Here is a 24411-nt window from a genome sequence, read left to right on the forward strand (position 1 = left end):
GTTTGTACACCTTTTCCTGATATAGAGACGTAGGGTTAAGACGTCTAGGTCCATTTGTCTCGTTGTATTAATAATATCGCAACATGCGAATGGGAACATTCCCAAAAGTTACGTAAAGTGTGCCACGGAATGATTCAAACAAAAATGGGAACAGTCCCATTAATTGAGTGTGATCACAATAATTGTTGATAAATGCGCCAAGTTGATTAAGGAAGCTGCTAAGAAAAAGAAGCTGTGATTACACCGCTTCTTGCGTGAGATGGGAGATAGTTTTATTACCAGTAAGCTGACTGATCAATAGGTTAGCCGCCTTTTCTCCCGCTTGTTGATAGCCAGGATCAATGCTGTAGATATTAGGGAACAAGAAAGATAAGAGTTCATTACCGCCAACGCCCGTCACCACAATATCTTCTCGGCCAAGCTCTTGTAAGCGTTTGATAGTACCAAGCGCTAAGGTATCGCTGGCACACACGATAGCTTGAAGTGAGTCCGTCACTATCTCATCAACAAGCTGATAGGCACTCTCATGATGAAGTTCACCGGTACGATACTTGGCATTCTGACCATTTTCATCACACCATTTTTGAAATGCGTTGAGGCGAGCCAAGCCTGTGGTTTTATCCTTTGGATCAACACCAATATAGGCTAGTTGATTAACGCCTTGCGCCTGCAACTTATTCAAAACCGCTTGGATCAATCCTTGATTGTCGTAATTGATGGACGAGACTTGATCGGTATCCATGGCGATGACCACCACTTTCTCCTGCCACTGAGAGACTTTGTCAATATCAAGCTCAGTAAAACCAAACACAATGACACCTTCAACGTTGCGTTTACGCAGTACGCTCAGGTGTTCGTTGGTTTTCTCGGGATCGAACTGACTCTCCATGATCACCACATCGTAACCTGCCGAGTAAAGCACATTAAGCATGCTGCTCACCGCTTTGTTCTCAGAAGGCGAGTCGAGACGAGAGATAATGACACCAATGACCTTTTGCACGCCGCCCCCACGCATCGATTGCGCCGACTTGGAGGGCACATAGCCATGCTCAGCAATCACACGCTCCACTTTCTCGCGGGTTTCGGGTTTTACTTTAGGATCGTTAGTCAGCACTCGAGAGACGGTAGATTTACCGACTCCCGACAGCTTGGCAATATCAAGTATGGTGAGTTTTTTGCTCATGGGTGTCTAAAAGGTTCAATATCCGTTTTTTGGTACGCTTCGCGTAGTCATCATGCAGCTTTTATCGGTTTCACCGGCAATGGTAAGCATACCTTCTCTGCCTTTACTAAACAGCTCAACCTCAGACTCAGCTTGCGACTGGCCATCGAGTGAGTATTTGGTGCCAGATGCAGAAGGGACACGATGCAGATGATACTCTTCGCCATCAATGAGTAGCAGAACCTGCTCGCTCGATAACTGGGTTACCTGAAAGCTCTGGTTATCACACTGATACTGAAGTACATGATACGGGTTTTGAGGCTCTGCCTGCTCTTTGCTACTGCACGCTGTCAAACCACCCACCATCAACGCGGCAACCAATCCGTATTTAACGTAAGTATTCATAATGACTCCTTTTGGGTCGACTGATTACTTAGCTAAGTATTGCGGCACATCGCGGATACTATCAAGTACCACAGTTGCGACAGGCTCACCGCGCTCGGTCACCGGTTTGCCAGTACGAACTAAGATCTTGGTACCAACGCCAGCCGCCTCAGCTGCCATCATATCTTCGGCTTTATCACCGACCATGACTGAGTTTTCCATATCAATCTTTAGGAAATCACGAGCAGAGATAAACATGCCCGGCTTTGGTTTACGGCAGTTACAATCTTGTTTGTAATCACCAATGCCATGCTCTGGGTGATGTGGACAGTAATAGATGCCATCGAATTCAACGCCATTATCAGAGAAGTTCCAATCCATCCATTGGGTTAAAGAAAGGAAGCGATCTTCGGAGAACATACCGCGAGCAATGCCTGATTGGTTGGTCACCAACACTAGCATATAGCCCATGTCCTGCAGTTTTTTCGTCGCTTCAAAGACGCCTTCAACATACTCAAAGTCGTGTTCATCGCTCACATACCCGTGATCAACGTTAATGACGCCATCACGATCCAAAAAAACAGCTGGTTTTGCCACAGTTCACTCTCTTGTTATAGATAGGTGCTAATAACCTGAATTATTACACGCTTTTATAGTCACGGCACTATGAAAATGCCGTTTAGACGTCTAGACGTAAAAATATCTATTGACACTAAAAGGTGAAAACCATAGCATCTTCTATCAATTGAGATGTAGTTCAAACTTTTATGCTACTCACGGACTTCAGGTTGCTTAGATGATCGAAATTAATCAAGTAAACAAAGTGTTTTATCAAGGCGCCAAGGAAATCAACGCCTTGGCAGACATCAATCTGCATATCGCAGAAGGCACCATCTTTGGTGTGATTGGCGCCTCTGGTGCGGGTAAGAGTACGCTGATTCGCTGCGTAAACATGCTTGAAGCGCCAACGTCAGGTGAAGTCATCGTTGATGGTGTTGACCTGACTAAGCTATCGAAATCAGAGCTGTCAGAAGCGCGCCGCAACATCGGCATGATTTTCCAGCACTTTAACTTGCTTTCATCTCGCACCGTATTTGAAAACGTCGCACTGCCACTTGAACTTGCTGGCAAAGAGCGCTCGCACATCGAAACCAAAGTGACGGATCTTCTAAAGCTCGTTGGTTTGGCAGATAAGCGCGATACCTACCCTGCCAATCTAAGTGGCGGTCAAAAGCAGCGTGTTGCGATTGCTCGCGCGCTATCGTCAGATCCTAAGGTACTGCTTTGTGATGAAGCCACCAGCGCACTTGACCCTGCGACGACACAATCGATTCTTGAACTACTGAAAGAAATCAACCGCAAACTAAAGATCACCATGCTACTGATTACTCACGAAATGGACGTGGTAAAAAGCATCTGTCATGAGGTCGCTATCATTGGCGACGGTCGCTTGGTTGAAAAAGGCACCGTGGGTGAAATCTTTGCTCATCCAAAAACGGAGCTTGCACACGAATTCATTCGTTCAACACTCGACCTATCGATTCCAGAAGACTACCAAGCAAGGCTGCAAGCTGAGCGTGTGGAAGGCAGCTACCCGCTTGTTCGCTTAGAGTTTACCGGTGCCACTGTAGACGCGCCGCTAATGACGCAAATTGCACGTAAATACAATATTGATGTCAGTATCCTAAGCTCCGATCTTGATTACGCAGGCGGCGTAAAATTCGGCATGATGGTGGCAGAGCTGTTTGGTAATGAGCAAGATGACAATGCGGCGATTCAATATCTTCGTGACCACAATGTAAAAGTAGAGGTACTTGGTTATGTCCTTTAACACTGTCACAGACTGGTTATCTCTAAACAGTAACCTACTATTAGGGGCAACATGGGAAACCCTTTACATGGTTGCAGTAGCAGGTGTGGTTGGCTTCGCCGTGGGTATTCCACTGGGCGTTATTCTGCATACCACTAAAAAAGGTGGCTTGCTAGAAAACACGCGTTTAAACAGTGTGCTAGGTGCCATTGTTAACGTCGGTCGCTCGGTACCATTCTTAGTATTGATGGTAGCGATCATTCCACTGACCAAGATTTTGATTGGCACCTTTATCGGTACCACAGCAGCAATCGTTCCACTAACAGTTGGCGCGATTCCATTTGTGGCACGTCTTATTGAGGGTGCACTACTTGAGGTACCAACAGGTCTGGTAGAAGCGGCACAATCAATGGGCGCAACACCATACCAAATCATTACTAAGGTACTGCTTCCAGAAGCATTACCTACGATTGTCAATTCGGTGACAATCACTCTAGTGACCCTAGTAAGCTACTCAGCAATGGCGGGTACCGTCGGCGGTGGCGGTCTAGGTGACGTAGCCATTCGCTATGGTTTCCACCGATACGATGTGACCATTATGGCCGTGACTGTGGTGATGCTCATTGTATTGGTACAAATTATTCAGTCTATCGGTGATGCCGTTGTTCGCCGCGTAGACCACAGATAATCGAGATTTTAAGATTTATAACAAGGAGAGAGTCATGAAATTCAACGTTAAGAATTTACTCGCAATTGCAGCCGCTGCATCAGCACTTATTCTATCTGGCTGTGGTGAAAAAGAAGTCGATACCAGCAAGATCAAAGTCGGTGTGATGGCAGGTGCAGAAGCACAAGTTGCAGAAGTCGCAGCAAAAGTTGCTAAAGAGCAATACGGTCTAGACGTTGAGCTAGTCACCTTCACTGACTACGTAACACCAAACGCAGCGCTTGATGATGGCTCTATTGACATCAACGCATTCCAGCATAAGCCATACCTAGACCAACAAGTAGCGGATCGTAACTACAAGCTGACTATTGCAGGTAACACCTTTGTATACCCAATCGCGGGCTACTCGAAGCAAGTGAAGTCTGTTGATGAAATCCAAGACGGCGCGCGTATCGCAGTACCAAACGACCCAACAAACCTAGGTCGCTCTCTACTGCTACTTGAGCAGCAAGGTCTACTGACTCTACGTGAAGGTGTTGGTCTACTGGCGACAGTTCGTGATATCGAAGAAAATCCAAAAAACATCACTATCGTTGAGCTAGACGCAGCACAGCTACCACGCTCTCTTGATGACGTAGCGCTATCTATCATCAACACAACTTACGCAAGCTCTATCGACCTAACACCTCAACGCGACGGTGTATTCGTTGAAGACAAAGAATCTCCATACGTAAACCTAATCGTTGCGCGTGAAGACAATGTGAACGCAGAAAACGTTCAGAACTTTGTTAAAGCGTACCAAACAGAAGATGTGTACAACGCAGCCTCTGATATCTTCAAAGGTGGCGTCGTTAAAGGCTGGTAATCTCACCTCCTTTGCACCAAGCATCAAAAAGGGGTTGAAGCTAAGCTTCAACCCCTTTTGTATTTTCACCCGATAAGTCTGTTTACTTTAGGTGATCCCAAGAAATATTGGAGACGATTCGGCATGAGTCGCACTTGAAGTAAAAGATGTCGTGCAGCGGCTCATCAAGCAACCACTCTCCACCACATTTCGGGCACTTACGTGCTTTTTCTTCCTCAAGACTCTTACCGCCTACCTTGTACAAATAGTAGTACGTTGGGATTTGGGTAATGTACTCGATACGACCACGAATATCCCAGCCACGGCGGAACAGGTCACTGCCTACCTCTGACAGCTCTCGCAGCGCGGCGTGCTCGGCTTTACAGCCACCCGCCATCTGGATTTCATCGCACGCCTGCCACTCAGTTTGCCATTTAATCACTGACTTATGATCGCCATTGAGTGTTGGCGGATTACGGTACAGCGGGATTGGCAACAAGGTTTCACCACTTCGAAGCGGTGAACAGGTATGCACATAGGTGGTGTACAGCACTTGCCAGCTCGGCGTTTCATCTTCTGCTGCTTGCTCTGAATTGATATCACGACCCAGAAGGCGAACCTTGGGTGCCAATAGACACGCATCCGACAAACGCTTTAAACACACTTTTACGAAATCTGAGTGGTTACTTGGGTGCAAGCTATCTTGCTCAGGGCATACCGCACGAACAAAGAACTCGCCCTCGCCCATCACCACCGGAAACTCGCGTCCTAACACTTGACCGTTATAGCGCAGCGCGTCCATCAGGCCGTTAATACCCTTTTCTACCGCGCTGATTGTGGTGTTATCAAAACACTCAAAATGAAGCTCTACCACATACATAATTAAACGTCTGGCTCCAGACCATTAAGGAATGTCTCAATATCCTCGGCAACCACATCACGGCGATCGGTCCCTAGGCGCTCAAGAATCACGTTACCGGTGATGTTACAGATAGAAATCACATCCATATCCGCATCAGTGGCCGCAATAAATACAGTTGGTTTGAGTTTAAGGCGACGCTGCGTCACCAGGTGACCCAAAATGTTCTCTTGCAGACGAGTGAAATCATCATCGCTCCACACTTGTAGCAGCGTCAGGTCGTTGCCCTGCCATGTGGCATTCATGTCTGCGCTGTACTGGTGTCCATAGAAAGCTTTGATGTCATCGTGTAGCGTTAGCTCTATCCCTTGCTCAATGTTTTCTAAGCGCTCAGGGACGTCACGGACGCAGGCACGCCAATACACCGATTCGTCATCTTTGCGGTCAATACAAGGGGATACCAAACCGTGAAGCTCTTCGCTGGCCGGTAGTGTTTGATGCTTTTCTTGCCAAGCTTGTTGATAGCGCTGTGAAAACGCCTCTAAAGCTTGCTGTACACTTTGATTCATATGCTCTCCACTCATCCTTCAATAGTTCGGCGATTTCCGAGCACAAAGGATGACAGCTATTCGGGGATCTCGTAAAATTCGTTTTATTCTAATCGAAATATCACACAATTATGAGCAAATATTCCAACGCGAAAGAGCTTTCGGGGCTCACTCTGGGTCAAAAGACCGATTATGCCAACCAGTATGACGCTTCGCTTTTGCAACCTGTACCACGAAGCCTAAACCGTGACGACCTTGAACTCGGTGATAGCTTGCCATTCCAAGGCTGTGATATTTGGACTATGTATGAGATTTCTTGGCTCAATGCCAATGGCTTGCCACAGGTCGCTGTTGGTGAAGCTTACATCCCAGCAACCAGTGCCAACCTTATCGAATCCAAGTCATTTAAGCTGTATCTCAATAGCTACAACCAAACGCGATTTGATTCATGGGGTGAGGTAGAAAGCACCATCGCTGGCGATCTATCAAACTGCGCCGGGGAAACCGTAACAGTAAAACTTATCCCAGTGGGCGACTTTGAAAACACTAAGATCGTGGGCATGAAGGGCGAGTGCATCGACAACCAAGATATTCGTATCGACAGCTACGACTTCGACGCGGCGCTACTTGAGGGTGCTGCAGGAGAGGAAGTGGTTGAAGAAGCGCTGCACAGTCACCTGCTAAAATCCAACTGCCTTATCACTAATCAACCTGATTGGGGCAGTGTCGAGATCCAATATCACGGCGCAAAGATCGACCGTGAAGCCCTACTACGCTACCTTGTCTCGTTCCGTGAACATAATGAGTTCCACGAGCAATGTGTTGAGCGTATCTTTACCGATATCATGAGCTACTGCAAGCCAAGCAAGCTGACGGTATACGCGCGATACACGCGCCGTGGCGGTTTGGATATCAATCCTTACCGTTCAAACCAAGACAGCGCACCAGCTCACAACTTGCGCATGGCAAGACAATAAGCACTCACTATTAGGGAAAATGGACGACTTCATGGGCTCAAGAATTTGGATTGTATTCGCGCTGGTTTGCTCGGTAATGTCAGGCATGGTCAATGCCAACACCACCTTTACCTCACCAATCTTGGTCGAGGCCGACAAACTGGTCGAAATTGAGCCCGCGAAAGCCCTAGAGATCGCCAACAACTACCTGACCAATCGAACATTTGCAGAGCCGAACGATGACAGGCTGCCGAAACTGGCGCGTGATGATACCGACCAGCGTATTCGCACACCGCTTAGCAGTGTCAACGCGCTCATTATCGTGGCGCAGGCTCAGTTTAACCTCGGCGACAAGCAAGCCGCGTTGCAAACCTTGCAGCTTGCTCAAGCGATGACAGAAAAGTATCAACTCCTCTTTCTGGCTTTGGACGTTCGCATCCTAAAAACTCGATTGCAGTGGCTAACCACTGGTGAGGGTGCAAAAGCACTCAACGCACTAAAAGACGTAGAGCGCGACCTAGATTCAATACGCAAAGGGCAAAGCATCGCCAATCGCACTAGCTATCGCATCAAGATTCTGCAAGCAGAGATTGCCTCTGCAGAGAATGAATATGAGCTCGCAGAGCAGATGTATCAAAGGGCCAAAGCGTTTGTTCCACAGGAGAAACTCTCCAAATGGCAAATTGACTTCCATACCGTTTATGGCAACCACTATCTTCGTTACCGCCGCTACAACGAAGCGCTGTCCGAGCTGCTCCTTGCCTACTGGTCTGCCATTGAACTCAACAGCAGTGACCAACTTGCCCATATCAACCAGCTTCTGGCACAGCTTTTCATGCAAAGGCAGGTGCTCGATAAGGCACTTGAACACCTATCTCAAGCAGCGGACTTTTACGGTAATTACCCAGAGTCACCAATCCTCGCCGATGTCCTGAAATTGATGGGCGACATCTACTTCTTGCAAGGCAAATACAACCTGGCTCTGGTCCACTACTTCAATGTGATCGATCACAAGTCGACCGGTAAAAATATTCAAAAGGTGATTGATATTCGCCTTAGCCTTGCTTCGACTTATTTACAGCTCTACAACTACCCATTGGCAGAGCAGTATCTGGTGCGTGCAGAAAAGCTGCTTAACTATTCAGATTTACCCGCGTTAAAGGCACGAGCAGCATTGCTTGACGCAGGGCTTGCGTATCATCAGCAAGAGAACGAGAAAGTACTCGAACAGGCACAAAAAGCGTTAGAGCTTAGCCAATCTCTGCAGCAAACCTCTCTTGAACAACAGGCCTATCAACTGCTTGCGCTAGGTTATGAGCAAAAAGGAGATTTCAAGAATGCTTTGGTCAACATCAAAAAGGCCAACTCACTTCGTATCTACCAGCAAGACCAGCTAAACCAGATCAGTGAAGAAGCCTTTCGCAAGCAGAAACAGTTTGTTGAGCAAGGCCTGCATTACGATATTCAAGAGCAAGAGTTAGGTGAAGCGACAGAAAAGCAAAACAAGTTCCAGAAAGTCGCTTTGGGGCTGTTCTGTGTTGCTGCGTTACTCGCGCTCATCGTGATGCGCCTCAGTTACGTGTATCGCCGCAACAAAACCGAGCTTCACGAGCTTAACGAAAACTTGTTCACACACGCTCGCTCTGGATTGCCAAACTTGCGCCTACTTAATGCCAAGCTACCGAACTCACTGCAACGCACTCAGCGTTACTTTGAGCAGTGGCAGGTGGGTGAGCTTATTAACGAACCGTTGAGTGACCGACTGCGGTTTGTCATGATTGACCTCCCTTTCCTGCGCAATATGTACCTACAAAACGGTTACAAGGCGGGTCTCGAACTCGAACGCGCATTTGGTGACTTTATCCGTAGCAAGGTTGAATCACCTGCTCGTATTTATCACTTTTCCGATGCCAACCTGCTTTACATCGAGCCAAGCATTAAGCCAAGGACCGCTGAAAGCCTCTTTGATGAGATCCAAAGTTGGGTGAATGAGTTTGAGCAAGAACGCAAGATGAATCGCATCGTACGTATTGGCATGGCCAACTACCCGTTCCTGCCTCGCGCTTACACGGCTATCAATGACAAAGAATTGCTCGACATTCTATTGGTAGCGACGCATATGGCGCGTGATGTCAGTATGCGTGAGAGTCAGAGTCATTGGGTCTATCTAAAAGCAATCGACAATGCACCGGCAGCGAGTCTGGCGACCGACAATATCCGACAAGCGTGTCGCACAGCGATAAAACAGGGGCTTATTAAAGTTCATTCTTCTTCCCAGAATGAGGACGGGTTCAAAAAATCGTTGATGAATGGGTAAAAAAACGGCACTTGAACATTGAATTACGTGACGTTGTGATGTTTTTTGATATTATCGATCAATACATCAATAAGATTCCCATCTAGTTTGTTTTTATAGGATTTATGAGCTCACAGGATAGCGAGACATTAGAGCATCTCCATCAGCTGAAAGTGCAGTTGGAGCAATTACGTTTAGCTCAGCGCGACGCTTCGCTCAAATCGCGTCGTGAACAAACTATCCTAAAACGTTTCATTTCGACGTTGAGTAACACTCATATTGGTTCCCACTCGCGAATTGATGACAAACTGATTGAACTCCGCCAAGAGTTAGAGCATAACAAAGACATTAGTTCTTTAGTGCCCAAGTTTGCCATCTTGGAGCGCTTGATTGGTCAAAGGGCTGCTACGATGGAAAAACAACACGTTTCACTAGAGGAACAGACGCGTCGCAGTGGCGAGACCCTGCAGCGTATCAGCGGTCTGCCTGCTCAAATCAAACGTGACCTTCGCAGTGTCCTAGCCTACAACGACAAAAGCTCGCTCAAACTTACCGATAACGCCGTTAAGCTGCTCGCCATCTATGAGCGCGCAGTAAAAATCATCACTTCGAACTCTGCGCTTGCCTCAAAAGAGCCAGAACCCAGTGAGAACAGTGGTATTTTACTGAGCTTGAACGACGAGCTACAGAACCTCATTACCGAGCTAGATTTCGATGGCGAGCCGGGTGAACAGCTGTTTGAGATCCGCTATAAGCTACTCACCGATTCGACGGGTAATCAGCTTTTAGAACACACACTGCAAGTGCTGAGACTGGTGATTGATGCCACCAAATATGAACGTAGAACCTCTCAGCAGTTCCTAGAACAGGTCAACGGCTCACTTTCCTCCTCTCTTAAAGGCAGCTCGCAAAATCTAGACCAAAGCCAAATCTACTTTGAACAGCGCCAAAACATGAGCCAGGAGTTACACGCCCTAGTATCGAGCGGCAAACGTGGCATTGAGTCGGTAAAAGATTTAGATGAAGCCAAAAGAGCAATGAATCCATTGTTTGCCCAGCTGGCCTCTCTGACTGAACGGCTGCAACATGCAGAGGTGAGAGAAGCCGCTCTACTGGATCAGATGGCTCATAACAAGAACCAGCTCGAGTCGTTATACGACACCACGCAAGACTACCGACGTCGACTAGAAGATCAGTCGCAACGCATGCTTCTAGATCCACTCACCAAGGTATACAACCGCACGGCGCTGGTCGATAAGTTGGAGATTGAGTATCGCCGCTGGCTAAAAAGCCAACACCCACTATGGGTTGTCGTCTTTGATATCGACAAGTTCAAAAGCATCAACCACAACTTTGGTTACAGTGCCGGTGATAAGGCTCTGAAAATCATAGCGAAAACCATTGCCAACACGGTCGACAAAACCGACACCGTAGCACGATTCTCAGGTGAAGAGTTTATTCTGATCATGCCTGAGCAAAACGAAGCGACCAGCTTGGCTAAAGTTCGTGAAATTCAAACTAAGATCAGTAACTTGCCGTTTAAGTTCCGCGACCAACTGATCACCATTACCCTCTCTGCGACCAGCGCGGTGTTTACACAAAACGATACACCTGACGATGTACTAGAGCGTCTTCACAAAACCCTGTCTCACACCCAGAAGCTTGGTCCAAACCAGTTGGCTTGGAACCCATAATCTCATCATATTTTTCAAATAGTTATAGCAACATAGCTAACATTTGCTAGTCTAATAGATAGTCGTGTACTTTAATCTCTTGAGAAAACTCGTATTAAAGACTCGACCAATAACAATAACAACGAACCCAAAACAAAACCTGCGACCTCATTTCAGTGGGCATTCCATCACCCTACTCTCTCTTGCCCAACACAGGACGTCGCGGCATTCGGTTCTAGATAAGGAATTTGCTTATGATCACTCACATTAGTCCCGCGGGCAGTATGGACCTTTTGTCTCAACTTGAGGTTGAGCGCCTTAAAAAGACCGCGTCTAGTGACCTATACCAACTGTATCGCAACTGTACGCTAGCGGTACTCAACTCTGGTAGCCACACCGACAACTCAAAAGAGCTACTAGATAAACACCTATCGTTTGACGTCAATGTCATGCGCCGTGAGCGTGGTATCAAGCTTGAGCTAACTAACCCACCAGAGCATGCATTCGTAGACGGCCAAATCATCAAGGGTATTCAAGAGCACCTATTTTCAGTTCTACGTGACATCGTCTACGTCAACATGCACCTTGCTGACAACCAGCGTCTCAACCTAACCAACTCGACTCATATCACCAACTTGGTATTTGGTATTCTTCGTAATGCTGGAACTCTGATCCCAGGGATCGACCCAAACCTAATCGTCTGCTGGGGTGGTCACTCCATCAACGCCACCGAGTACCAATACACCCGTGAGGTTGGCAACGAACTTGGCCTTCGTGAGCTAAACATCTGTACCGGCTGTGGACCAGGCGCAATGGAAGGGCCAATGAAAGGGGCGGCCATTGGCCACGCCAAGCAGCGTTATACCCACCAGCGCTATTTAGGGCTAACTGAACCCTCTATTATCGCCGCTGAGCCGCCAAACCCTATTGTCAATGAATTGGTCATCATGCCAGACATTGAAAAGCGTCTTGAGGCGTTTGTGCGTATTGCTCACGGTATTGTGATCTTCCCTGGAGGTCCCGGTACCGCGGAAGAGCTGCTCTATATTTTGGGCATTATGATGCACCCAAATAACGCTGAACAGCCAATGCCTATCGTATTGACGGGGCCTAAAGAGAGTGAGGCATACTTCCGCTCCATTGATGAGTTTGTTCGAGCAACACTGGGTGAAGAAGCCACTAAATACTATGAGATAGTCATAGCTGACCCTGAAAAAGCCGCCAAGATAATGAAACAGGCGATGCCAGCGGTAAAAGAGCACCGCAAGAAAAATGGCGATGCATACAGCTACAACTGGTCACTGCACATCGAGCCAGAATTCCAGCTACCATTCGACCCAACTCATGAGAACATGGCTGGGCTTGATCTGCACATGAATCAACGACCAGAGAACTTAGCAGCGGCACTGCGCCAAGCCTTCTCCGGCATTGTTGCAGGTAATGTGAAAGCCGAGGGCATCCGTGAAATCGAAAGACACGGTCCATTTACCATTGATGGTGACAAAGCCTTGATGAAGAAAATGGATAAACTACTGAGCGATTTTGTGACTCAGCAACGCATGAAACTGCCGGGCTCTGAGTACATTCCGTGTTATCGCATCGCTAATGGCGAATAAAACCTGAAACTCAGTAGCGTTTTATTTACAATAAAGCCACGTTTCTCCGTGGCTTTATTTTTATGTCAATTCATCTTGTTATCATCGACGCTTTAAACCTGATCCGCCGTGTACATGCGGTACAACCTGATCCAAATGACATAGAAAGAACCATTCAAACCACATCTCGCACCTTACGTCGTATCGTCGACGAAGCGCAGCCAACTCATATCATTGCGGTGTTCGATCATCACGAGCAAGACCGTGGTTGGCGTGGCGACATCCTACCTGAATACAAACAGAACAGAAAGCCAATGCCTGAACCGCTCTACAATGGGCTCGATAAAATCCAAGATGCGTGGTGGCAACTCGGCATTGACTCTCTGCTATCAGAAGGGGATGAAGCGGATGATTTGGTGGCAACGCTTGCCGTTAAGGTTGCTAGCCATGGTGAAAAGGTCACGATTATCTCGACCGACAAAGGCTATTGCCAACTGCTCTCTCCGACGCTACAAATTCGCGACTACTTTCAGCATCGCTGGCTCGACGCTCCGTTTATCGAACAAGAATTTGGGGTTAAACCTGAGCAGCTGGCCGACTATTGGGGGTTAACGGGCGTGAGCTCCTCTCAAGTGCCGGGAGTAGCAGGTATTGGTCCAAAAGCAGCAAAAGAGATTTTGACCGAGTATAGCGACATTGAGTCTGCGTATGCTTCTGAAGAGCTTGCAGCTAAGTATCGCAAGAAGCTCGACGAACACATTGAGATGGCGAGAAAATCAAAGCAAGTATCGGCTCTCAAAACAGATATTGAGCTTGGTTTTAACCTGCAGGATATTCGTTTTGAAGGTCTAGGCAGCAACACCTAGACCTTTAAGAGACGCTTTAGACGAGATTAATGCGGCGAGATATTGGATAGCACTTGAATGTGCACCGTGATCTCTTCACGGTCATGGTATAAGTGCTTCGCTTGTAGCTTGAACTTCACCTTGTTCTCAATCAAGAAGATCTTTAGGTTCTCAATATCTTGCAGAACCTCGTCATAACGGCCTTTCATTGGCAGTTTCAGGTTGAAGATAGTCTCTTTCGCCCAGCCACGAATCAACCACTCACCCATTAGCTGCGCAACGCGAGATGGTTTCTCAATCATGTCGCACACCAACCAAGTGACGTTCTTACGTGGTGGCTCAAACTTAAAGCCATCTTCTTGGTGGTGCTTAACCTGACCAGTTTCCATTAAGCTATCTGCCATCATGCCATTATCAATCGCATGTACGAACATAGAGCGGCGAACCAGCTGATATGTCCAACCACCAGGACACGCACCAAGGTCAACACCCCACATGCCCGATGCTAAGCGCTCATCCCACTCTTCTTTAGGAATAAACACGTGAAACGCTTCTTCCAATTTCAACGTCGAGCGGCTTGGCGCATCCGCTGGGAACTTGAGGCGTGGAATGCCCATAAAGAACGCGGAGTTGTTGTTTGGATACGAGTAACCCACATAACAATGACCCGGTGCAATAAAGCAGATATGCAGAACCGGCTTTTTGGCGTGCTCTTTGTTGAACAGGTAACCCTTGCCACGCATCGCTTGACGCACTGGCACGGTAAACTTACGGCAGAACTTGAGTAGCTCTTTCGCTTCGTTGGTGTCTGGCGTTTCAATGCGGATATCGCCACAGCGAGGGAAATCTTCCACCTCATCGAGTGCAGCCAATAGCGGAGAAATGCGATCATCCGATGGCAGAGCTTCAAGCTCACTCGCAATCGCGAACATTTGACGAGCGAAGATAAGCGATTGGAAATCGATATCGCGGATGAGTCTGTCCGCATCACCGTCTTGGTAACACTCGAAAATCACGTAGCCTGAGTTGTTTTTGACTCGCGGGAAGCCGAATACCTCAAGGGCTGTCGCTTTGTCTTGAATTTCGCCTGCACACTCTTTCTCGAATCCAGAGCGGCAATAAAGCATTACCTGTTTCACTGATTGACTCCATCTTTGTTTGTTTCGTCAGTCATCTGATATCCAGCATAAGCGAGGAATCCCCAACCTACCATAAACATCACCCCGCCCAGTGGAGTAATAGGGCCAAACCACTTCACTCCTGTTAGCGCAAGGGCGTATAGACTACCGCTAAAGAAAAGGATGCCGATGATAAAGCAAATCGCGGCGCGATGAAACGCCTTTTGCGCATTCAATATAGGGGTATTCAACGCAAATAGCGCACACAGCAGCAAAGCTAAGGTATGAATAAACTGGTACGTCACGCCTGTTTCGAACACACCAAGCAAATAAGGCGACAACAGGTTTTTAAGGCCATGCGCTGCAAATGCGCCAAGCCCAACACTGATAAGCCCTGAAAGCGCGGCAATAACAACAAGAGTTCGACTACGCACTCGCCTCCTCCGTATCATTAATACCCTTTATAAATAGCACTAAACGATCCGCAGCCATCTGGCGATTCTGCGCTTCGGTAAAGCCTGAAGATTTTCTCGGTTTAAAGCTATGGTCACCATCGGGTACAAAGCTCACTTCGACCTTATCGGAAAGAGCAAAGTCGGCGAACTCTTCTTGCTTGCCAAAGGTATCGCGCTCACCTTGTAAGATAAGGCACGGCTTTTCCATCGTCGCTAAATGGTCGCCTTTGAAGTTTTCAGGCTTACCGGGTGGGTGGAAAGGAAATCCGAGGCAGGCAATCGACTTGACGAGTTCGTGCTCAGAAAGCAATGATGCCATTCGACCACCCATCGATTTACCACCGATGACAATAGGCTGGCCGTTTGCAACATCCTCAATCACTTGTGTCATCGCCTCTAGCAGCTTTGGCGCGCGATCTGGCGGACGTTTCTTACCATCTTCGGCGCGTTTCACCATGTAAGGGAAATTAAACCTGACTACTCGGATACCCTTCTCAGCTAAACGAGTAGCCATATCCTGCATGAAATCATGCTCCATCCCCGCACCAGCGCCATGCGCAAATAGAAACAGCGGACCTTGCTCTGGCCCATCAAATACTAGGTTAGTCATCCAATAGTACCTCTTGCTCACTTTGCGCCTTCGCGAGCATCCAATCTCTAAACGTGGCGATACGCCCCATATCAGCTTGTTTGTCGTGGCAAACCACATAAAACGCGTTCTTACTGACTAAGACCTCATCAAACGGTGCAATGAGACGCCCAGCGTCGAGCTCAGGCTGAGCAAGCACATTGTTACCGAGGGCGATGCCCTGCCCATGAGCCGCAGCCTGAAGCACCATGGTTGAGTGACTAAAGATAGGACCATGATTGACGTTAACACCGTCAAGTTCATTTTGTTTGGCGAACTGCTTCCAGTCTTTACGTGAGGTATCGTGAAGTAGCGTGTGCTTCGATAAATCTTCTAAGGTGTTGAGCGGTTTAGAGCCAAGCAGGAGGGCTGGAGAGCACAAGGGAACCAAAAACTCTTGATAAAGCTTATCAGCACGAAGTCCAGGCCAGTTGCCGCGACCATAGTAAATCGCAACGTCTACGTCATCGGTAAGTGAGCCTTCATCCATATCCACCGCTTTGATTCGCACGTCGATATCGGGCTCTTGCTCATTAAAATCCGCAAGGCGAGGAACCAGCCATTGAATCGCAAAACTTGGGGGCAAGCTGATGGTTAGTGCGCCTTTTTCACTGCGTTCGAGTACCTTGTCAGTTGCTTCGGCAAGTGACGTGAAAATATCTTTGATATCAAGAAAGTAACTTTGGCCTTCCTCTGTCAGTAGCAACGAACGATTTCGGCGACGAAACAGCTTGAGGCCCAAAAATTCCTCAAGTGCTTTTATCTGATGACTCACCGCCGCTTGAGTGACAAACAGCTCTTCCGCAGCTCTGGTAAAGCTCAAATGGCGCGCGGCCGCCTCGAAAACTTTGAGCGAATTGAGGGGAGGCAAACGTCTCGACATAACGACTCTCTAATGCATTAGTTTTTTTAATCTGAAACATTATAATTTGTCCATTGCCGAACAGCCAGAGAAATTCTATATTTCATCCCGCAAACGCGAGTCTGAACGGCTCGGTTCTCTCTAGAACCGATTGACTCTGCGCTTGCGATGTTGTGTTTGCAATCTCGATTTTCGAGTTAGGTAGAATTCTACCACCACACCTTGGCTAGTTATCCCCTAGTTGATGTGTGTACTTCCTGTATTTTTGACCTGTCTGTCAAATTTTCTTACACCGCCTATATGGCGGTGTTTTTTTATCTGAATTTTATTCACTAATTCTGGATAGTTATATCCGCTAAATCAGCCCATAAAAAAACGGCCACCCATGGTGACCGCTTTCTATAATTTTATTAATAGCTGAGCTAATCGTTTATGTCAGATTAGGATTACAAGCCAGCGTCTGCAAATACTTGATTCACAATCTCTTGTGCTTCGGCTTCAATCTGTTTTAGGTGCTCATCACCTTTGAAGCTTTCGCAGTAGATTTTGTAGATATCTTCAGTACCAGATGGTCGCGCTGCAAACCAACCATTAGCGGTTGTGACTTTTAGGCCACCGATTGCCGCGCCATTACCTGGAGCATGCGTTAGGCGAGCCGTAATCGCGTCACCAGCTAGAGTTTCTGCAGACACCATCTCAGGTGATAGCTTCTTAAGCACGCTCTTCTGCTCTGTATTCGCTACCGCTTGAATACGGTTATACTTAGACTCACCGTGCTTAGCCGCAAGCTCTTCATAGTACTGCTGAGGGTTCTTACCCGTTACCGCAGTGATTTCTGCCGCTAGAAGACAAAGGATGATGCCGTCTTTGTCTGTTGACCACGGTGTACCATCTTTACGAAGGAAAGACGCTCCTGCACTTTCTTCGCCGCCAAAGCCAAACTCACCGTTGTACAAACCGTCAACAAACCACTTAAAACCAACAGGTACTTCACACAGCGTACGGCCGAGATCGGCGACAACACGGTCAATCAGCGCACTCGATACCAGCGTTTTACCTACAGCAACGTCAGCGCGCCATTCACTGCGATGACGGTATAGGTAGTCGATACATACTGCTAGGTAATGGTTTGGATTCATAAGACCTTTTGGCGTTACGATGCCGTGACGGTCGTAATCTGGGTCATTACCAAATGCCAAGTCATAGTCATCCTTAAGCGCCAGTAAACCTGCCATTGCATATGGAGATGAACAGTCCATACGAACAACGCCATCTTTATCCAATGACATGAACTGGAATGATGGATCGACCGCTTCGCTAACCAAAGTAAGATCTAGATTGTACGCTTTGCCGATTTGACGCCAGTAGTCAATGCCTGAGCCACCTAACGGATCAACACCAATCTTGAGTCCCGCTTTTTGGATCGCTTCCATATCGATGACATTGACTAGGTCATCAATATACGGCTTCACCAAATCACGCTCTTCAAACAAGTCATTCGCTTTAGCAACGGCGATAGGTAGACGCTTAACGTCTTTCATTTCGTTGCTGATGATTTCGTTAGCACGGTCTTCAATCGCTTGAGTTAGCTCAGCTTCTGCTGGACCACCATGCGTTGGGTTGTACTTGATACCGCCATCTTGAGGTGGGTTGTGTGAAGGCGTAATAACAATACCGTCCGCTTTCTTATCGCTGGACAGGTTGTGAGTCAAAATCGCGTGTGAAATACCAGGGGTTGGCGTATAGCCGTTATCTTCCTGAGCAATCACGTGTACACCGTTGGCAACCAATACCTCAACCACAGTCGCGAACGCAGGTTCTGACAGTGCGTGAGTATCTTTACCGACAAACAGTGGGCCCGTTGTGCCTTTCTCTGCGCGTACTTCAGCCACAGCTTGTGCAATGGCAAGGATGTGGTTTTCGTTGAAGGTTGCCTTGTCGGCACTACCGCGGTGACCAGACGTACCAAACTGTACGCTTTGAGCTGTGTTACCAGCTTCTGGTTGAACTAAGAAGTAATTAGAAACAAGCGCTGGGATATTATGCAAATCTTCTTGCAAAGCCTTTTGGCCCGCGCGTGGGTGTATAGCCATAACTGACGTCCTTTCAAATTCAAGCTTAAAAATACAAAAAACCTCATAATACTCGTTTAAGTTTGAACATTATGAGGTTTAAATCTAAATCTTAGATAGAAGCCGTGACTTTCTCGATGAGCTCTGCAGGGAATTCCATCATGGTCATTACCTGCTCGACCATTTGTCTCTTACGACTGGTGTTGGTGTTGGTAATCACCCAAAACGGCGTGTTTGGAATGGCTTTTGGTTTCGTTGTATTGCCACTCTCTAACAAGGTCGCTTCATTGTTAGCGAAGTAGACACGCTTGCGACCTTTCACTTGCGTCGCCTCTGAAAAACCTTCTGGATTCAAGCGATGCAAAGTAGACAAGACCAACATAAAGCGGTCAATCGCTTTCTTAAGGCCAGCAAACTCGTCTGAAATCAGTAGAGAGCGCATCTCTTTTACTGAATCAACAGCTTCTACTTTCGGTGCCTCTTTACTCACGACAATCGTCTTAGCGGCAGCGGGTCTCTTTTCCGTCTCGGCTGCATCTACCTTTAATAAACGTCGTAAGATATCTGAAGCACTTTCGCCAATGTGGTGGGTCTGGCTTGCAATGTAACGGTATAGATCCTCATCAACCTCAATTGTTTTCATTCGCTTTTCACAATCTCTATGTTTAAACTCTGGATGATTATAACGAGTTCCGCGATGAACCTCCACGTTAAACACATCACGAATAACAGAAAATGTCAGCTTTATTAAACTACAAAAGAGAAGGTCACGGCGCGCCAGTCGTTCTCATCCACGGACTATTTGGTGACCTCAATAACCTTGGCGTGCTTGCTCGAGAACTTAAGCAAGATCATGATGTCATCAGCATCGATCTTCGCAATCATGGGCGTTCGTTTCACAGCGAAGAACATAGCTATTCATTAATGGCGAACGATATCATTGAGTTACTTGAAGAACTTAATGTAGAACACCCGATTATTATTGGTCACTCCATGGGTGGAAAGGTCGCGATGAAGCTTTGTGATTACGACTACCCTATCCAAAAACTCGTGGTGATGGACATGTCTCCGGTCAAATACGACACCCGACGACATGACAACGTGCTCGCGGGGCTCAATGCCGTTTGTCAGCAAACACCAAAGACACGCGGCGAAGCCATGGCAGCAATGAGCGAGCACATCGAAATGGAAGGGGTTAGGCAGTTTCTCGGTAAGTCGCTCTATAACACCGGTGAGCACATGGGATGGCGCTTTAACCTCAAAGGCCTAGAGCAAAACTACATGCAGATACTCGACTGGCAACCAATCCGCAAGACCGAGACGCCTGTCCTGTTTCTAAAAGGTGCCGACTCTGACTACCTCCAAGCGGATCATCAGCAACAGATTCAACAGCAGTTTGGTCAGGTAAAGGTCCACATTGTCGCGAACACGGGTCACTGGCTGCACGCAGAAAAGCCAAACGAGGTATTGCGAGCGATACGCAAATTCATCTAATTTTGACCTACATCGTAAGCAGGTTGATTTCCATGGATTAACTTTACCGAGTAACAATGGTATAGTTCCGCGCAAGCATATTGGCACAAAGGAATACCATGCTTTACGACTATATAGATAAACTCGAGTCCATTGGTTTGGATCTATTGTTTGCGTCCATCTTTTTTCTGATCGGTATGGCAATCAAAGATGTACTAAAACAAGGCAATGTCCCCGTGTTTGGTCGACGTATTGTGTGGCTTGTGCTGTTCTTAGGCTGTGCAGGTTTTGTCGCGAAAGGCATTATTCAGCTTAGCTGGGAAGGCACAGGACTGGGCTAATCGCCACTGTTCCTGAATCCAACGAAGACAGATAAAAAGGTACTGAATCTATGGCAAGTGTAGGTCTATTCTTTGGTAGCGATACTGGCAACACAGAAGCTATTGCAAAGATGATCCAAAAACAATTGGGTAAACAGCTCATCCACGTTCAAGACATCGCTAAAAGTAGTAAAGAAGACATCGATAACTTCGATCTGCTTCTACTTGGTATCCCGACTTGGTATTACGGCGAAGCTCAAGCAGATTGGGATGACTTCTTCCCTGAGCTAGAGGGCATCGACTTCTCTACTAAGCTAGTGGCTATCTTCGGCTGTGGTGACCAAGAAGATTACGCAGAGTACTTCTGTGACGCTATGGGTACAGTACGCGACATCGTTGAAGGCAAAGGTGGTACTATCATCGGTTACACTTCAACAGATGGCTACGAGTTTGAAGCGTCAAAAGCACTTGTTGAAGGTGACGAATCTCAGTTTGTTGGTCTATGTATTGACGAAGATCGTCAACCAGAGCTAACGGATGAGCGCGTATCGAGCTGGACTAAGCAGCTTTATGAAGAGATGTGCCTAGCAGAGCTAGAAGACTAATTCTTCATAAACGTAAAAAAACCTCCTATTGGAGGTTTTTTTGTATCTAAAGCAGCAAAACTCTATGCTCCCACTGATTCGGTATCACTGGCTTGCATTTCTCGATACTCAGCCTTTTTACGAATATACAGCTTACGCTGAATAGTCGATACGACCTCGCCCTTATTGTTCTGGATATGAGTAACGAACTCAGGAAAGCACTTTTCTCCAGTGGCAGTGCTCTGCAAAATGTCATCCAACATGTCCTGACTCACCACAAATTCGGCTCGAAGATCGGAAAATCCCGGCTTAATAAAATCGATACTCGCTTCTTTATCCCATACATAATACTGTTCGCGCAATATCCCCATCAGCATCAAAGAGTAGATAGGATCCGTCATTGCAAAAATGCTGCCACCAAACTGAGAGCGGTTGGCATTCTTGTTCCACCAACGCAGCTTCAAACGAACCTTCACAGAACGAAAATCCTCACTGATCTCTTCAATGCGTATGCCCGCCCCCCAAAAAGGTGGCCAAATATTCAAAGCAAACTTAACGTATTTAGGTTTATAAATTTTCGCTAATCGTCTATCCATAACTACAACTCTTCAATAGATGTAAACAAATTGTAACTGGTCAGATGTGTTTGTAAAGTGACATAGTTCTGCTTCTATGTTAATAGTTAGTAACCCTTTGAAGTTCGTGGTTTATTGTTACGCTGTAGTACCCTATAATGAATGGATACATGAAATCTGTTTATTGCTGCAGATCATCACAGGAAAGTTTATGTCAGACAATAACAAGGCACTTAAGGACGCGGGACTGAAAGTCACGTTGCCAAGACTTAAAATTTTAGAAGTACTGCAGAAGCCAGAGTACCAACACATTAGCGCAGAAGACTTGTATAAGAAGCTTATCGACCTTGGCGAAGAGATCGGTCTAGCAACAGTTTATCGAGTATTGAACCAATTTGATGATGCCGGCATTGTCACTCGTCACCATTTCGAAGGCGGCAAGTCAGTATTTGAACTATCAACTCAGCACCACCACGACCATCTAGTGTGCCTAGACTGTGGTGAAGTCATTGAGTTCTCTGATGACCTAATCGAAACTCGTCAGAAAGAAATCGCGGCTAAATACAACATCGAGCTAACGAACCACAGCTTGTACCTATATGGTAAGTGTGTTGGTGGCGCGTGTAAGACAGATCCTAAGGCGCACAAGCCTAAATAAGTCTTTATTTGGATATGAAAAACCAGCCTGATGGCTGGTTTTTTTGTGGGTTGGGTTTGGTGAGCGCTGTTTTTACCCCTCCTAGCCTCCCGGCTACGCGCCCCGCTTTTAAGGGGAGGAACTACTGGCTAGCTCCTATCGTCGCATCGCCTCAAATTATATCAGCGATGCGCAGCGAGCCTGTTGTTCTCCACCTTTATAAGGGGAAGCTAGAGGGGGTAAGCTCTACCAGCTCTTAAACCTACTTCCCTTCAATCTTCGCCCAAGTATCACGAAGACCAACCGTGCGGTTAAACACCAAAGACTCAGCGGTAGAATCTTTAGAGTCCGCACAGAAGTAACCCATACGCTCAAACTGGTAACCTTGCTCAGCTTTCGCTGCCGCTAGGCTTGGCTCAACAAAACCGTTGATCACTACCAGTGAATCTGGGTTAATGGTTTCAGCAAAGTTATCTGCCGCAGCTGGGTTAGCGACGGTAAATAGACGATCGTATTGACGAATCTCTGCTGGAAGACCTTTGTCCGCTGATACCCAGTGGATAACGCCTTTCACTTTACGGCCGTCTGCTGGGTTTTTGCCTAGCGTTTCTGGATCGTAGCTACAGAAGATAGTGGTGATGTTACCTGCGTCGTCTTTCTCGATACGCTCGGCTTTAATCACATACGCGCCACGCAAACGTACTTCTTTGCCTAGCACTAAACGCTTGTACTTCTTATTCGCTTCTTCGCGGAAGTCTTCACGTTCAATCCAAACTTCACTAGTAAATGGTACTTCACGAGTGCCCATTTCTTCTTTGTTTGGATGGTTCGCAAGTGTTAGCGTCTCACCTTCACCCTCGTAGTTCTCGATAACAATCTTAACTGGGTCAAGTACTGCCATCGCACGAGGTGCGTTCTCGTTTAGGTCATCACGAATACAAGATTCTAGTGAACCAAACTCGATCATGTTCTCTTGCTTAGTCACACCAATACGCTTACAGAACTCACGGATAGATGCAGGCGTGAAGCCACGGCGACGTAGACCAGAGATCGTTGGCATGCGAGGGTCGTCCCAACCATGAACCAGTTTCTCTGTCACAAGTTGGTTTAGCTTACGCTTAGACATCACTGTGTATTCAAGGTTTAGTCGGCTAAACTCGTACTGGCGAGGCTGACAGTCGATAGTGATGTTATCAAGAACCCAGTCGTATAGACGACGGTTGTCTTGGAACTCTAGCGTACATAGTGAGTGCGTAATGCCTTCTAGCGCATCTGAAATACAGTGCGTGAAGTCATACATCGGGTAGATGCACCACTTGTCACCAGTTTGGTGGTGCTCAGCAAAGCGAACACGATATAGAACTGGGTCGCGCATCACCATGAACGAAGAGCCCATGTCAATTTTTGCACGAAGACATGCCGTGCCTTCTTCGAAGCCACCGTCACGCATCTTTTCAAATAGCGCTAGGTTTTCTTCAACTGGGCGGTCGCGGTATGGGCTTGGCTTACCTGGCGCGGTTAGCGTACCACGGTATTCGCGGATCTGCTCTGGACTTAGCTCTTCAACGTACGCTAAGCCTTTGTTAATTAATTCAACCGCATACTCGTAAAGCTTGTCGAAGTAGTTAGATGAATAGCACACTTCACCTGACCAATCGAAGCCTAACCAGCTTACATCATTCTTAATTGACTCAACGTATTCAACGTCTTCTTTTTCAGGGTTGGTGTCGTCAAAGCGCAAGTTGCACTGACCCTGGTAGTCCTGAGCAATACCGAAGTTCAAACAAATAGATTTCGCGTGACCGATGTGCAGGTAGCCATTTGGCTCCGGCGGGAAACGAGTATGCACGCTAGTATGCTTGCCATCCGCTAAATCTTTATCAATGATTTGGCGAATAAAGTTCGATGGACGAGCCTCAGCTTCACTCATCTATAACACCTCTATGTTTTAAGTATTGTCAGATATATAAACGCTAATGATCCACAATTCTTTGAGAAACCTCAACAAGATCTCGCATTTTCATTAGATTATTTTAGTACTGAATTAT

At 47.0% G+C, this 24411-nt stretch carries 25 protein-coding genes; 12 read left to right on the forward strand and 13 right to left on the reverse strand.

Features of this window, described 5'->3' with window-relative positions:
* Positions 1 to 238 precede the first annotated feature (238 nt).
* Genes treR through gmhB form a run of 3 tightly spaced genes read right to left on the reverse strand, consistent with a single transcriptional unit; the run spans position 239 to position 2143 of the window.
* On the reverse strand, positions 239 to 1183 hold the full coding sequence (treR, locus tag J4N45_RS15200; protein ID WP_252012269.1) for a trehalose operon repressor TreR: 945 nt from the start codon (positions 1181 to 1183) through the stop codon (positions 239 to 241).
* A gap of 15 nt (positions 1184 to 1198) precedes the next feature.
* The gene (locus J4N45_RS15205; RefSeq protein WP_252012271.1) at positions 1199 to 1567 is read right to left on the reverse strand and encodes an MliC family protein; all 369 of its coding nucleotides are present in this window, start codon (positions 1565 to 1567) and stop codon (positions 1199 to 1201) included.
* Positions 1568 to 1591: 24 nt separating this feature from the next.
* The gene (gmhB, locus tag J4N45_RS15210) at positions 1592 to 2143 is read right to left on the reverse strand and encodes a D-glycero-beta-D-manno-heptose 1,7-bisphosphate 7-phosphatase (RefSeq protein ID WP_252012273.1); all 552 of its coding nucleotides are present in this window, start codon (positions 2141 to 2143) and stop codon (positions 1592 to 1594) included.
* Positions 2144 to 2342: 199 nt separating this feature from the next.
* On the opposite strand from gmhB, the gene metN reads away from it, so the two are divergent.
* The 3 genes from metN to metQ are packed head-to-tail and all read left to right on the forward strand — an operon-like array spanning position 2343 to position 4888.
* Entirely contained in the window at positions 2343 to 3377 is a 1035-nt protein-coding gene (gene metN / locus J4N45_RS15215) for a methionine ABC transporter ATP-binding protein MetN (RefSeq protein WP_042473684.1), read from the forward strand.
* On the forward strand, positions 3367 to 4044 hold the full coding sequence (locus J4N45_RS15220) for a methionine ABC transporter permease (RefSeq protein WP_234495296.1): 678 nt from the start codon (positions 3367 to 3369) through the stop codon (positions 4042 to 4044). Before metN ends, J4N45_RS15220 begins: the two co-directional genes overlap by 11 nt.
* 34 nt (positions 4045 to 4078) lie before the next feature.
* On the forward strand, positions 4079 to 4888 hold the full coding sequence (gene metQ, locus J4N45_RS15225) for a methionine ABC transporter substrate-binding lipoprotein MetQ (RefSeq protein WP_112480668.1): 810 nt from the start codon (positions 4079 to 4081) through the stop codon (positions 4886 to 4888).
* Between the two features lie 82 nt (positions 4889 to 4970).
* Here the strand turns inward: metQ and J4N45_RS15230 are convergent, their stop codons facing one another.
* Both J4N45_RS15230 and syd read right to left on the reverse strand, forming a co-directional pair.
* A complete protein-coding gene (locus tag J4N45_RS15230) occupies positions 4971 to 5747 on the reverse strand; it encodes a Zn-ribbon-containing protein (RefSeq protein WP_112459632.1) in 777 nt (258 codons plus the stop codon).
* A gap of 2 nt (positions 5748 to 5749) precedes the next feature.
* Complete coding sequence (gene syd / locus J4N45_RS15235; RefSeq protein WP_252012275.1) at positions 5750 to 6295, reverse strand: SecY-interacting protein; 546 nt, start codon at positions 6293 to 6295, stop codon at positions 5750 to 5752.
* A 110-nt stretch (positions 6296 to 6405) separates the two neighbouring features.
* Here syd and queF point away from each other — a divergent pair, with 110 nt between their 5' ends.
* The 5 genes from queF (at position 6406) to xni (ending at position 13660) form a co-directional block, all read left to right on the forward strand.
* Positions 6406 to 7251, forward strand: a complete 846-nt coding sequence (queF, locus tag J4N45_RS15240; protein WP_252012278.1) for an NADPH-dependent 7-cyano-7-deazaguanine reductase QueF — start codon at positions 6406 to 6408, stop codon at positions 7249 to 7251.
* Between the two features lie 31 nt (positions 7252 to 7282).
* The gene (locus tag J4N45_RS15245) at positions 7283 to 9547 is read left to right on the forward strand and encodes a tetratricopeptide repeat protein (protein WP_252012281.1); all 2265 of its coding nucleotides are present in this window, start codon (positions 7283 to 7285) and stop codon (positions 9545 to 9547) included.
* Positions 9548 to 9651: 104 nt separating this feature from the next.
* On the forward strand, positions 9652 to 11220 hold the full coding sequence (locus tag J4N45_RS15250; RefSeq protein WP_252012290.1) for a GGDEF domain-containing protein: 1569 nt from the start codon (positions 9652 to 9654) through the stop codon (positions 11218 to 11220).
* 233 nt (positions 11221 to 11453) lie between these two features.
* Positions 11454 to 12815 (forward strand): nucleotide 5'-monophosphate nucleosidase PpnN, encoded by a 1362-nt coding sequence (gene ppnN, locus J4N45_RS15255; RefSeq protein WP_234495291.1) that lies wholly within the window; start codon positions 11454 to 11456, stop codon positions 12813 to 12815.
* Between the two features lie 62 nt (positions 12816 to 12877).
* Positions 12878 to 13660 carry a flap endonuclease Xni gene (gene xni, locus J4N45_RS15260; RefSeq protein WP_234495290.1) on the forward strand — a complete coding sequence of 261 codons (783 nt, stop codon included), beginning with the start codon at positions 12878 to 12880 and terminating at the stop codon, positions 13658 to 13660.
* A gap of 26 nt (positions 13661 to 13686) precedes the next feature.
* Here xni and rlmM read toward each other — a convergent pair whose 3' ends face one another.
* The 6 genes from rlmM to seqA form a co-directional block, all read right to left on the reverse strand.
* Positions 13687 to 14778 (reverse strand): 23S rRNA (cytidine(2498)-2'-O)-methyltransferase RlmM, encoded by a 1092-nt coding sequence (gene rlmM / locus J4N45_RS15265; RefSeq protein ID WP_042473674.1) that lies wholly within the window; start codon positions 14776 to 14778, stop codon positions 13687 to 13689.
* Entirely contained in the window at positions 14775 to 15191 is a 417-nt protein-coding gene (locus J4N45_RS15270; protein ID WP_234495289.1) for a DUF423 domain-containing protein, read from the reverse strand. The genes rlmM and J4N45_RS15270 overlap by 4 nt, the downstream gene beginning before the upstream one ends.
* Entirely contained in the window at positions 15184 to 15822 is a 639-nt protein-coding gene (locus J4N45_RS15275; RefSeq protein WP_252012291.1) for an alpha/beta family hydrolase, read from the reverse strand. Before J4N45_RS15275 ends, J4N45_RS15270 begins: the two co-directional genes overlap by 8 nt.
* Positions 15815 to 16723 (reverse strand): transcriptional regulator GcvA, encoded by a 909-nt coding sequence (locus J4N45_RS15280; protein ID WP_252012292.1) that lies wholly within the window; start codon positions 16721 to 16723, stop codon positions 15815 to 15817. The genes J4N45_RS15275 and J4N45_RS15280 overlap by 8 nt, the downstream gene beginning before the upstream one ends.
* Before the next feature lie 425 nt (positions 16724 to 17148).
* A complete protein-coding gene (gene pgm / locus J4N45_RS15285; protein WP_252012293.1) occupies positions 17149 to 18795 on the reverse strand; it encodes a phosphoglucomutase (alpha-D-glucose-1,6-bisphosphate-dependent) in 1647 nt (548 codons plus the stop codon).
* A 91-nt stretch (positions 18796 to 18886) separates the two neighbouring features.
* A complete protein-coding gene (gene seqA, locus J4N45_RS15290; RefSeq protein ID WP_128648311.1) occupies positions 18887 to 19417 on the reverse strand; it encodes a replication initiation negative regulator SeqA in 531 nt (176 codons plus the stop codon).
* Between the two features lie 92 nt (positions 19418 to 19509).
* Between seqA and J4N45_RS15295 the strand changes: the two genes are divergently transcribed.
* The 3 genes from J4N45_RS15295 (at position 19510) to fldA (ending at position 21172) form a co-directional block, all read left to right on the forward strand.
* Positions 19510 to 20268, forward strand: coding sequence for an alpha/beta fold hydrolase (locus J4N45_RS15295; protein ID WP_252012295.1), 759 nt, complete (start codon positions 19510 to 19512; stop codon positions 20266 to 20268).
* Positions 20269 to 20366: 98 nt separating this feature from the next.
* Positions 20367 to 20588: a DUF2788 domain-containing protein gene (locus J4N45_RS15300; RefSeq protein WP_042496654.1), complete on the forward strand. Its 222-nt coding sequence runs from the start codon at positions 20367 to 20369 to the stop codon at positions 20586 to 20588.
* 50 nt (positions 20589 to 20638) lie between these two features.
* The gene (fldA, locus tag J4N45_RS15305; protein ID WP_042473660.1) at positions 20639 to 21172 is read left to right on the forward strand and encodes a flavodoxin FldA; all 534 of its coding nucleotides are present in this window, start codon (positions 20639 to 20641) and stop codon (positions 21170 to 21172) included.
* A 62-nt stretch (positions 21173 to 21234) separates the two neighbouring features.
* On the opposite strand, the gene J4N45_RS15310 is transcribed toward fldA, so the two are convergent.
* Positions 21235 to 21747, reverse strand: a complete 513-nt coding sequence (locus tag J4N45_RS15310) for a DUF4442 domain-containing protein (RefSeq protein WP_042473656.1) — start codon at positions 21745 to 21747, stop codon at positions 21235 to 21237.
* Positions 21748 to 21937: 190 nt separating this feature from the next.
* On the opposite strand from J4N45_RS15310, the gene fcrX reads away from it, so the two are divergent.
* Positions 21938 to 22384: a ferric iron uptake transcriptional regulator FcrX gene (fcrX, locus tag J4N45_RS15315; protein WP_252012297.1), complete on the forward strand. Its 447-nt coding sequence runs from the start codon at positions 21938 to 21940 to the stop codon at positions 22382 to 22384.
* 241 nt (positions 22385 to 22625) lie between these two features.
* Here the strand turns inward: fcrX and glnS are convergent, their stop codons facing one another.
* Positions 22626 to 24293: a glutamine--tRNA ligase gene (gene glnS / locus J4N45_RS15320; protein ID WP_252012299.1), complete on the reverse strand. Its 1668-nt coding sequence runs from the start codon at positions 24291 to 24293 to the stop codon at positions 22626 to 22628.
* Positions 24294 to 24411 lie beyond the last annotated feature (118 nt).

It is taken from the genome of Vibrio sp. SCSIO 43140 (assembly GCF_023716585.1).
GTDB classification, from domain to species: domain Bacteria; phylum Pseudomonadota; class Gammaproteobacteria; order Enterobacterales; family Vibrionaceae; genus Vibrio; species Vibrio maritimus_B.